Source organism: Actinophytocola sp. (assembly GCF_049647105.1).
Lineage (GTDB): Bacteria > Actinomycetota > Actinomycetes > Mycobacteriales > Pseudonocardiaceae > Actinophytocola.
Genome location: NZ_JBARWZ010000072.1, coordinates 19,861 through 29,784, shown reverse-complemented (window position 1 = coordinate 29,784; position 9,924 = coordinate 19,861). Strand labels below are relative to the sequence as shown.

Below are 9,924 nucleotides of genomic sequence, written 5' to 3'. Positions count from 1 at the left end.
ACGCCACCCGCACCGGGGGCGCCGGGCCGCGCAGCGTGGCCTCGAGGGCGGCCAGGGTGAGCTTGTCGACCCGCAGCGCGCGGGCCGACGGGTGCCTGCGCAGTGCCTCGACCAGGTCGCGCCGTCCCAGCAGCAACCCGGCCTGCGGACCGCCGAGCAGCTTGTCGCCGCTGGCCGTGACCAGCGCGGCGCCAGCACGCAGGAGGGTGGTGGCGTCCGGCTCGTCCGGCAGCACCGGGTCCTGGCTCAACAGGCCGGACCCGATGTCGGCGACCACCGGGACGTCGAGCGCGGCCAGCTCGGCGACGTCCGCCTCGGCGGTGAAGCCGGTGACCAGGAAGTTCGACGGGTGGACCTTCAGCACGAACCCGGTCGACGGGCCGACCGCGGCGGCGTAGTCGGCGAACGTCGTGCGGTTCGTGGTGCCGACCTCCCGCAGCCGTGCGCCGGTGGCCGCCAGCAGATCTGGGATGCGGAACCCGTCGCCGATCTCGACCAGCTCACCCCGGCTGAGCACGATCTCCTTGCCCTCAGCCAGTGCCAGCGCGCACAGCAGCAGCGCGGCCGCGTTGTTGTTGACCACGTGCACGGCCTCGGCGTCGGGCACCGCGTCCGCGAGGGCGGCCAGTGCGCCCCGTCCTCGCCGCGCCCGCCGTCCGGTGGCCAGGTCGAACTCGACGTCCGTGGTGCCGCCCGCCGCGAGCACGGCGTCGAGCGCGGCGGCCGACAGCGGCGCCCGGCCAAGGTTGGTGTGCACGAGCACGCCGGTGGCGTTGAGGACGGGGTGCAGCGCCGACGCGGTGGCGGGCAGCGTCGCGACCACGTGGTCGGCGATCCGTCCGGCGTCGATCTCGCCCGCCCGCGCCCTGTCCTGCGCCGCGGTGACCGCCGCCTTGACCAGTGGCGCGCCGAGGCGTCGCGCGGCGTCGGTCAGCCGTGGGTCGGCCAGCAGGACGTCGGTGCGCGGGATGCGTCTGCGCTGGTCATCCATGCCCGCGGCCCTGGCGGAGGCGAACGGGAATCGAACCCGCCAACGACAGGACCTGCCGCTCACCGGTGTTGAAGACCGGGCCGGTCACCAGACCGGAAGCGCCTCCATGGGACATGGGGTACATCGTCGCAGGGCGGGACGCGAGAGGATCACCCGCATGAGTGATGAGCGCCGACTGACCCAGTACGCCCACGGCGGCGGCTGCGCCTGCAAGATCCCGCCCGGCGAGCTGGAGGCGGTGGTCAGAGGGCTGACCGGCCGGGCACCGGTGAGCGCAGAGGGGGAGCTGCTCGTCGGGCTCGACGACGGTGACGACGCCGCCGTGGTGCGCATCGACGGCGACCGGGCGCTGGTCGCCACGACGGACTTCTTCACCCCGGTCGTCGACGACGCCTACGACTGGGGCCGCATCGCCGCCACGAACGCGCTCTCGGACGTCTACGCCATGGGCGGCCGCCCGATCGTCGCGCTGAACCTGCTGGGCTGGCCGAGGGAGGTGCTGCCGTTCGAGCTGGCGGCGGAGGTGCTGCGGGGCGGTGCGGACGTGTGCGGCAGCGCGGGATGTCATCTCGCCGGCGGGCACAGCGTGGATGACCCCGAGCCGAAGTACGGTCTCGCGGTCACCGGACTCGCCGACCCGAATCGCTTGCTGCGCAACGACTCCGGGCGCGCGGGCGTGCCGTTGTCGTTGACCAAGCCGCTGGGCCTCGGCGTGCTCAACAACCGGCACAAGGCCACCGGCGAGCGCTTCGAGGAGGCGATCGAGGTGATGACCACGCTCAACGCCGCCGCCGCCGAGGCCGCGCTCGCGGCGGGCATCACCTGCGCCACCGACGTGACCGGGTTCGGTCTGCTGGGTCACCTGCACAAGCTCGCGCGGGCGAGCGGGGTCACCGCGATCATCGACTCGGCCGCGGTGCCGTACGTCGACGGGGCGCGGGCCTCGCTGCGCGACGGGTACGTGCCGGGTGGATCGCGCCGCAACCTCGACTGGGTCCGCCCGCACGCCGACCTCGACGCCGTCGACGAGGAGACCACGCTGCTGCTCGCCGACGCCCAGACCTCGGGCGGACTGCTGCTGGCGGGGGAGATCCCGGGCGCTCCGGTGATCGGTGAGCTGGTGCCCCGTGTGGACGGTAAGACGATCGTCTTGGCCTGACCGCAGCAGTGCGGTGCGGGAAACGGACTATTTCTTATCAGGGGAACACGTAATACATTTACCGCTCGTAACGGATTCTTGTCAGTGAGTACCCAACGCGGTCGGGAGGTGCTGTGACGTCCACTGTGGTGCACCGGGCGCTCGACGGCAGACGGTATGAACTGAGCGGCACGCTGGACCTGGCGCATCCGAGCACGTCGTCGGTGCGGGTCACCGTCCGCGGCCGGATGTACGAACTGGTCGCGGGCGTTGGCGGGCTCGCGGAGGAGGTCTCCTCGGCACTCGGCGTGTCCGGGTTCGATGAGGAGCTGCGGTTCGCGGGCGGCACGCTGCTCATCGGGCGCACCCGCCGCGTCGAGCCGGGGTCGCGGATCACCGAGGACATCCTCCTCGCGGTGTGGCGCGGGCGGCGGCACTGCCTGATCAGCCACTTCTACGGCACCTCGACCGCCACGGCCGTCGAGGCGCTTGGCACGCTGGGCATCACCGAGCACGACGACGGGATGGCCGTGAAGCCGACCGCGGGCAGCGCCGTGGTCGCACCGGCGACCGTGGTCAAGGAGGTGCCGTCGCTGGGGTTGCTGGAGATGACCGTGCCGACAGCGCCGCAGGCGACCCGCCTGCCAGGGTGGAAGGGCGCGAAGACCCGCTCCGGCGAGCTGTTCTCCGACCGGCTGACCAACGGCGACCCCTACTTCGTGCTCGCGGGCCAGGACACCTGGACCTCCGTGCTCCCGCTCGCCGACACCGATGTCGCACAGGTGCCCGCGTTGGTGGACCGGCTCAGCATGCGCCTGCTCGGCGGCTGACCCCGTGTTCCCGGCCAGCGTCGCGGCCTACGTCGTCCTGTTCGTGCTCGTGATCGCGGTGGCGGAACGGGTGCGGGCACCCGGTGCGCTGCCCGCCGCACTGGTCGCCCACCGGGTCGTGCCGTCTCGCGCGGTCCGCCCGGTCGCGGTCGCCGTGACGGCCGCGGAGGCACTGCTCGCCGTGCTGCTGTTCCTCGGACCGTCGCCGGTCGTACTCGGGGGCGCCGCGGTGTTGTTCGCGTCCTACGGCGGCTATGCCTGGTACGTCACGGAGAGCGGCCGCGGCGGCCCATGCGGCTGCGGCGGCGGCGAGGTGCCCATGGACCACTGGGTGACCGGCCGCGCGGCCGCCCTTGCCGCACTGGCGGTGGTCGCCGCGGTGGCGCACGACGTGGTGCCGCCACTGGCCCTGTTCGACGTACGGCTCCTGCTGGTGCTGCTCGCCGCGGCGACGATCGGCACCCTGCTCTGGCTCCTGCCCGCCGCCACTCGACACCCGGAGGTGGTCTCGTGAGTTTCGAGACCAGTGCGTTGCTTGTGACGTGGGTTGCCTTGCTGCTCATGGCTTTCGTGGTGGCCGGCCTGGTCCGCCAGGTGCACGCCCTCTCGTCCGGCGGCGGCGCGCGGGCGGTGCCCGCCGGGCTGCGCGTCGGCGACAAGGCGGACCTCGGCGGGCTCGGTGTGGACGTGCCCGCCGTGCTGCTGTTCCTGCGCCCGACGTGCCACACGTGCGTCGAGGCGCTGGCGGAGACCGTCGAGGTGGCGGGGGACCGGCTGGCCGTGGTCGCGCTCTACGAAGGGCAGGCGCCCGAGCCGACGCCCGGCGTCGTCGCGTTCGCCGACCAGGGCCACCGCTTCGCCACCCATGGCGCGCTCGCCACCCCGTTCGCGGTACTGGTCGGCTTGGACGGCCGGATCACCGCCGCCGCACCGGTCGGCTCGAGAAGCGCCGTCCGAGACCTGCTCGCCCCTGTGTTGGAGGTTCGGTGACTAGCAACGTGACCACCGGGGTGCCGCCGCTGCGCGGCGAGGACCCCGGCATGCCCGTCGAACCCCGTTCGCGCGCCCCGAGGCTGCGCTGGGCGGGCTGGGCGCCGACCCGGCGGGCCGTCCTGCGGGCGGGCAGCGTGGCCGGGCTGACCGTGCTCGGCGGCGTGTTCCCGTCGGTGCGCAGAGCCGTCGCCGACGGCTACGACATCTACCCGCAGTGCCCGTCCTACGCCGCGGACCACAACTGCTCGCCCGGCTGTGGGCCGAGCACGATCTTCGCCGACGCGTGCGAGACGTCCGGGGCCAACGTCGGGTTTCACAAGGACGACCAGGTCACCTGGAAACTGCGGCCCAACGCGTGCCTGTCCGGCAGCTACGACGGCTGGATGTGGCGCTACGACCAGGCATGCGGGGCGTGCACGTGCCACGTCGAGCGGCGCTGCCACGACGGCTACCGCAAGACCGGCTCCGGGTGGGTCAACTCGATCTGCCGGTGGACCACCGACTGCGGCTGCCCGTCGACGGCGACCTGGCCATCGGTCTCCTCAGGCGCCTCCGGCGCCACCGTGACCGCCATCCAGCACCTGCTCACCCACCACAGCTTCCCCACCGGCGTGGACGGCATCTACGGCCCGGCGACGACGCAGGCGGTCAGCGACTTCCAGACCGCCAGAGGGCTCGCGGTCACCGGTGACGTTGGCGCCGCCACCTGGCCGACGCTGGTGGTCACCACCCGCCAGGGCGACTCCGGCAGCCACGTCCGCGCCACCCAGGCGGAGATCAACCGGTACGGCTACAAGCTGACCGTGGACGGCATCTTCGGCGTTGGCACCGTCGCGGGAGCCACGGACTTCCAGCGGCAGAACCGGATCACCGCGGACGGCATCGTCGGCCCCACGACGTGGCGGACCCTCACCGGCGGCGCCGTGTGAACCGGCCGCTGGCGCACCCGCTGACGGCGCTGATCCTCGCACCGGCCGCGGTCGCGCTGGCACTGGCCGGGTGGGCGGTCGCCGCGTGGGCGGTGCTGGGCGGACTGGCCGGCTACACGCTGTCCGGCTCCGTTTGAACCAGGAACAGCGCGTTCGCGCTGACCTCGCCAGGTTGGCGGGGAAAGACCAAACAGGACACCGCGCTCCTGCTGTTCGGCATCGGTCTGGTGCTGGGCGCGGTGCTGAGCGCCCTCGTGCTGTGGGTGGTCAGCGGCCTGGCCACCCCGGCGCCGGAGGGCGTTCGGTACGGGGTCGTCGTCACGTTCGCCGTCCTCGGTGTGCTGCGTGACGTGGACGTCGTGCGCTTCCCGCTGCCGCAGAACGCGCGGCAGGTCCCGCAGACGGTGCTGAACAGCAACGTGGCCAGGGGCTCGCTTCAGTTCGGGTTCGAGATGGGCACCGGGGTGCGCACGTACGTGTCGTCGACGGTTCCGTACGTGCTGGTGGCCGCACTGCTCCTGACCGCGCCCGGCTTCTGGACCGCGGTCGCGACCGGAGTCGGCTTCGGCCTCGGCCGGGCGCTCACCCCGGCGGCGCGTTACGCCAGCCGCGACGGCGAAAGGTGGGACGACGTGCTGCACACGCACCTGCGCACCGTCAAGGTCGTCAGCGGACTGGCCGTGACCCTTGCGCTCGCCATCCTGTTGTTCTGGCACCGCTGACGCCCACGGGTCAGCAGACAGTCGCCATGTTCTTGGCCAGCGTGGCGCGTTCGAGGCGGGGCAGCACCGGCCGGATCCGGCTCGTGCTCCGGCCGGTGGTGGTGTCGGCGACGAACCGGGCGACCGCGGCGGGCGTCGGCACGGCGTCTCCGCAGAGGTACGCCACGATCTCGGCGGGCTCGTTGGGGGTCGTCTCCACGGCGACGTACCAGCCGAGCCGTTCGTCCCACGCCAGCATCAGGTCGTGGTCGGGGCGGCTGGCGCTGCGCTGGTCGAGCGCGATGTAGGCGGTGGCCGTGTCGGTCACCTCGTGTCCGGTGGCCTCGGCCGGCACGCCGATGGCGGCCGCGACCTCGCGTACGTAGACGGCCAGTTGCCTGCTGAGCGGCATCGGATTCTGCTGCGCAGGGTCCTCCAGACCGAGCATGGCAAGCAGCGCGGAGAAGTCGGTGAGGTCGCGCGCGTTGCCTGCGACGGTCCGCACGGCTTGCTGTTGCTGGTGTCTGCGTTCCTCTTCCGCCCGGGTGCGGCCTTCGACGAAAAGCGTTCGTGGGGTGGGCGTCATCGTGCTCCTGCCTGATCGCTCTGCTCCGGCGGCCGGTGAGCGGTTGGTGCGCTTCGGTCCAGATCCGCCTGCCGGAGCCTGAACACCTGCAGATCGAGTCCGAGGTACTTGCTGGTTTCGCCGACCCAGTGCATGCCGTTCTTCCGCACCGTCGCGGTGGTCCGCGTGTTCTCCGGGCGGACGACCGCGAAGACCTCGTCGACATCGTGCTGGAAGGCCCAGGACGCGAGCATGAACATCGCCTCGTCGGCGTAGCCATGGCCACACGCCGCGGGGGTCAGCTGCCAGCCGACTTCGAGGTCCTCGTCTCCCGGTGGCAGGGGGAGCAGCATCGCACCGCCGATCACGTGCCGGTCGGCGGAGCGTTCGATCGCCCACCGCCCGGCAGGCGCGGCGAGCCGGGCGTCTTCCGCGATCCACTGCTGGAGCAGCACCCGCATCGTCGCGAGGTCGCGCACCGGGTCCATGGCGGGACTCAGCCAGCCGGTGACGTCGGGGTTGCCGTAGATGTCGGCCGCGGCCTGCGCGTCGTCGACGCGCCAGGAGCGCAGGGTGAGCCGGCCGCTCTGCGATGTTCCGGCCGGTGCGCGGGGCGCGGTGGTCGTCATGACGTGCTTGGTCTCGTTCCGTGGCAGAGGTGGCGCTGCCCGTTGGCCGAGCAGTGGATGGTCAGCGCGCATGGCCGATCGGCAGGCGAGGTGACACGACTTGGGAACGGCGAGGACGAGGTCGGCTCTGCTGCCGACATACGGAGAGCCATCGACTGCCTCGAACACTACAGCACGGGGCGGTGACAGCAGGATTCGCGCGCGGGGTGTAGGGTGGGTGACGGGAAGCGTGACTTGCGCCCGTTCGAATCTGTCGCGGTCGCCTCACACGCCCCTGTCGACCGTCAATTCCGCGCTCACGCGGTGTCTCGCACGGTCCCCAAAACTGTCTTGAAAGGACAACCATCATCGCTGTACTGCCAGTAGGCATGCTTTTCAGTCACCCAGAGGGCCAGCACGAGCGGAGCGGCGCGCCAACGCAGCCGGTGCCGCACGAGAACCTCTTCCGCGAGCCGGAGACCGACGTCAAGATCAGGACCCGTCGCGCGGCCATGCGCCACACGAACGGTTGAGGTCGACCGCGGTGGGTCGCCCGGACGCCGGGCGGACCCACCGCGGTGTCAGAGCACAAGTCCGCGCCCGCATCGGCGGGTGCGATGAAACGGAATCCTGGTAACCGCTTGGGACCCCGGCCAGCGTATGCTTACCGCATCCGGAACGCTGGCACCCGAGACGAGATGTCCGTTCTCCGGCAACCGCCAGGCACCGGCACGCCAGGTCCCTCGTGCCGCGATTCCATACCAGCATTCGCAGTCGGTCGCCGCACCGGCACATCGTGTGACAGTTGAGGCGTGCGCGCGACGCACGCCCATGACGTAAGGCCACCCCAGTCCCCGGGGCCACGATTTCGGAGAGAAGTGGCGGCCATGACGTCAGCGGAGAACACGCTCACGACGAGAGTGCGCGGCAACGACTATGGTGAGTTGTCCCACCTGATCCGGCAGGCCGGGCTGCTGCGCCGCCGGTACGGCTACTACTTCGTGAAGATCACCATCAACGTACTCGCCTTCGCGGGCGGCTGGGTGGCGTTCTTCACCATCGGCGACTCGTGGTGGCAGCTGTTCCTCGCGGTGTTCTTCGCCGTGATGTTCGCGCAGATGTCGTTCATCGGGCACGACGCCGGGCACAAGCAGATCTTCCGTAGCGGCAGGGCCAACGACCTCGTCGGCTTCTGGCACGGCGGCATGGTCGGCCTCAGCTATGCGTCCTGGATGGACCAGCACACCCGGCACCACGCCAGCCCCAACCACGAGGACGACGATCCCGACATCCACATCCCGGCGATCGCCTTCACCACGGGGCAGGCCGAGGAGCGGCGGGGCTTCTTCCGCTGGATGGCCAAGAACCAGGCGTTCCTGTTCTTCCCCCTCCTGCTGCTCGAGGGCTTCAGCCTGCACGTCGCCAGCGTGAAAGCGCTGTGGCGCAAGGACCTTCGGTCGCGCGGGGTGGAGCTGCTCCTGCTGACCGTGCACTTCGCCGCCTACCTGACCGTGGTGTTCCTGGTGCTCTCCCCACTGACCGCGGTGGTCTTCATCCTGGTGCACCAGTGTCTCTGGGGTCTCTACATGGGATGTTCGTTCGCCCCGGGGCACAAGGGCATGCCAACCATCGCCTCCGGCCAGTCGCTGGACTTCCTGCGCAGGCAGGTGCTCACGTCCCGCAACGTGCGTGGCGGCATGTGGGTCGACTTCACCCTCGGCGCGCTGAACTACCAGGTCGAACACCACCTGTTCCCCGCCATGCCGCGACCGAATCTCCGGCGTGCGCAACCGATCGTGCGCGCGTTCTGCGCTCGGAAGAACATCGAGTACACGCAGTGCGGATGGTTGCGAACCTACGGCTACGTGCTGGAACACCTCCACTCCGTCGGCGCGCCGCTGCGGCGTGCCGGCGGATGATCTCCGATGACTCAGTGGGGCAGCGCACCGATCATGGATCCGGATCCCCGTACTCACGATGCGCTGCCCGTACGGAGTGAGGTTCGCTTGCGGATGAAGGCGCGCCGCCCCGCGCGCGGGGTCGACGGGGCCTGGTGGCCACGTTCCCGCGATCCCGAGGCAGAGTTCCCGGAACTCGTCCTCGTGCTGAGTTCGTGGGTCGGCCCGGTGCGCCGGGTGACCTACCACGTCGACGACTGGGACGCGGCGGGGCGCGAGGTGATCAGTGAGGGCTGGCCCGTCGCTCTGGTCGGCTCCGCCACGATCCAGCCGAACACGGTGCTGGTGACCGGTACTCACCAGCGTGAGCGGCAGCTGCTGGTCGTTCCGCCGAGTGTGCCGGGAGGGGTCGCGCGTGCCGTGCTGAGGTCCACGGCCGGACCGGGCATCGTCGCCAGCGCCGAGGAGATGCTGCGGAGCAACGGTGTCCTGAGCGGCCTGCGCGGGCCCGATGAGGTCAGCGGTGAGCGCCCGTTGATGAACCCGGACAACGGTTCCCGCGCGCCCTGACGCGAGTCGGACCATTGGCCTGGTCGTGCGGCTACCGGTCAGTGATCCGGGAAGGCGACCGTGACGCGGTGGTCGCTCGACGGCCAGTTCGGTATGGGGACGACTGACCGGCCACCGCCGCGTTGGTCCATGACCAGGACGACCGTGTCCCTCGCCCAGTTACTCAGCCGTGGATCACGCGGCGGTGGCTGTGGATCAGCCCGCAGTCGGACAGGGTGAACACGTCGACGAAGTCGACGGTGCCTGCCGGGCCGGTGTACCGGCCGGTGGCGGTGACGCCATCGTCGGTCGGGTCGATGGTCGACAGCACGTGGGTGCCGGGTGGCCACGAGCGGAGCATGTCGACCGCGTCCTCCCGGCTGTCGGCGTCGCGCGGGCCGAGGCCGCGGATACTGGCGTGCTCGTGCACCAGTGACGCGTACCCGTCGAGCTCTCCCGCGTCGAGGTAGGCGTACAGCAGGCGGACGTGGTCGACACCGATGGCTGTGACCGCGGCACTGGGCGGAAGGCTCGGGGTGCTGGCGACCATGGGTGGTCTCCTCTGGCGCGGGTTTGGTCGTGCGTTGATCCTTCTGGAACGGGGCATCCCGCCGCAATCCGCGTGTTATCCCCACGTGTGCTGGCCTTGATGCGCCGAAAGGGGCAACCTCGGCAGTGGCGGACGGCGCAAAGGTTCGGGCACGTGAGCGATAGGCAGACCG

General features: G+C 71.0%; 14 protein-coding genes and 1 tRNA gene. 10 read left to right on the top strand and 5 right to left on the bottom strand.

Annotation, left to right across the window (positions count from 1 at the left end; all coding sequences use genetic code 11):
- Positions 1-991 (bottom strand): L-seryl-tRNA(Sec) selenium transferase (selA, locus tag WBA97_RS09090; RefSeq protein WP_424230284.1); only part of this gene is annotated, 991 nt, incomplete at its 3' end.
- Positions 992-1,002: 11 nt separating this feature from the next.
- Positions 1,003-1,097: transfer RNA gene (locus tag WBA97_RS09085), tRNA-Sec, on the bottom strand.
- 51 nt (positions 1,098-1,148) lie between these two features.
- Between WBA97_RS09085 and selD the strand changes: the two genes are divergently transcribed.
- The 7 genes from selD (at position 1,149) to WBA97_RS09050 (ending at position 5,603) form a co-directional block, all read left to right on the top strand.
- Positions 1,149-2,150 carry a selenide, water dikinase SelD gene (gene selD / locus WBA97_RS09080; RefSeq protein WP_424230283.1) on the top strand — a complete coding sequence of 334 codons (1,002 nt, stop codon included), beginning with the start codon at positions 1,149-1,151 and terminating at the stop codon, positions 2,148-2,150.
- A gap of 113 nt (positions 2,151-2,263) precedes the next feature.
- Positions 2,264-2,959 carry a hypothetical protein gene (locus tag WBA97_RS09075; RefSeq protein WP_424230282.1) on the top strand — a complete coding sequence of 232 codons (696 nt, stop codon included), beginning with the start codon at positions 2,264-2,266 and terminating at the stop codon, positions 2,957-2,959.
- Positions 2,960-2,963: 4 nt separating this feature from the next.
- A complete protein-coding gene (locus WBA97_RS09070) occupies positions 2,964-3,473 on the top strand; it encodes a MauE/DoxX family redox-associated membrane protein (RefSeq protein ID WP_424230281.1) in 510 nt (169 codons plus the stop codon).
- Positions 3,470-3,949, top strand: a complete 480-nt coding sequence (locus tag WBA97_RS09065; protein WP_424230280.1) for a hypothetical protein — start codon at positions 3,470-3,472, stop codon at positions 3,947-3,949. Before WBA97_RS09070 ends, WBA97_RS09065 begins: the two co-directional genes overlap by 4 nt.
- Complete coding sequence (locus WBA97_RS09060) at positions 3,946-4,881, top strand: peptidoglycan-binding domain-containing protein (protein WP_424230279.1); 936 nt, start codon at positions 3,946-3,948, stop codon at positions 4,879-4,881. The genes WBA97_RS09065 and WBA97_RS09060 overlap by 4 nt, the downstream gene beginning before the upstream one ends.
- Positions 4,878-5,018: a hypothetical protein gene (locus WBA97_RS09055; RefSeq protein ID WP_424230278.1), complete on the top strand. Its 141-nt coding sequence runs from the start codon at positions 4,878-4,880 to the stop codon at positions 5,016-5,018. The genes WBA97_RS09060 and WBA97_RS09055 overlap by 4 nt, the downstream gene beginning before the upstream one ends.
- 90 nt (positions 5,019-5,108) lie before the next feature.
- Entirely contained in the window at positions 5,109-5,603 is a 495-nt protein-coding gene (locus tag WBA97_RS09050) for a hypothetical protein (protein ID WP_424230277.1), read from the top strand.
- Between the two features lie 10 nt (positions 5,604-5,613).
- Here WBA97_RS09050 and WBA97_RS09045 read toward each other — a convergent pair whose 3' ends face one another.
- Positions 5,614-6,168 carry a DUF6292 family protein gene (locus tag WBA97_RS09045; protein WP_424230276.1) on the bottom strand — a complete coding sequence of 185 codons (555 nt, stop codon included), beginning with the start codon at positions 6,166-6,168 and terminating at the stop codon, positions 5,614-5,616.
- Positions 6,165-6,776: a GNAT family N-acetyltransferase gene (locus WBA97_RS09040; RefSeq protein ID WP_424230275.1), complete on the bottom strand. Its 612-nt coding sequence runs from the start codon at positions 6,774-6,776 to the stop codon at positions 6,165-6,167. Before WBA97_RS09040 ends, WBA97_RS09045 begins: the two co-directional genes overlap by 4 nt.
- Positions 6,777-7,144: 368 nt before the next feature.
- Here WBA97_RS09040 and WBA97_RS09035 point away from each other — a divergent pair, with 368 nt between their 5' ends.
- The 3 genes from WBA97_RS09035 to WBA97_RS09025 all read left to right on the top strand — a co-directional run bounded on the left by WBA97_RS09035 (position 7,145) and on the right by WBA97_RS09025 (position 9,223).
- The gene (locus WBA97_RS09035; protein WP_424230274.1) at positions 7,145-7,288 is read left to right on the top strand and encodes a hypothetical protein; all 144 of its coding nucleotides are present in this window, start codon (positions 7,145-7,147) and stop codon (positions 7,286-7,288) included.
- A 354-nt stretch (positions 7,289-7,642) separates the two neighbouring features.
- Entirely contained in the window at positions 7,643-8,674 is a 1,032-nt protein-coding gene (locus WBA97_RS09030) for a fatty acid desaturase family protein (protein WP_424230273.1), read from the top strand.
- A 93-nt stretch (positions 8,675-8,767) separates the two neighbouring features.
- Positions 8,768-9,223, top strand: coding sequence for a DUF5994 family protein (locus WBA97_RS09025; protein ID WP_424230272.1), 456 nt, complete (start codon positions 8,768-8,770; stop codon positions 9,221-9,223).
- Positions 9,224-9,386: 163 nt separating this feature from the next.
- Here the strand turns inward: WBA97_RS09025 and WBA97_RS09020 are convergent, their stop codons facing one another.
- The gene (locus tag WBA97_RS09020; RefSeq protein ID WP_424230271.1) at positions 9,387-9,752 is read right to left on the bottom strand and encodes a nuclear transport factor 2 family protein; all 366 of its coding nucleotides are present in this window, start codon (positions 9,750-9,752) and stop codon (positions 9,387-9,389) included.
- Between the last annotated feature and the right edge of the window lie 172 nt (positions 9,753-9,924).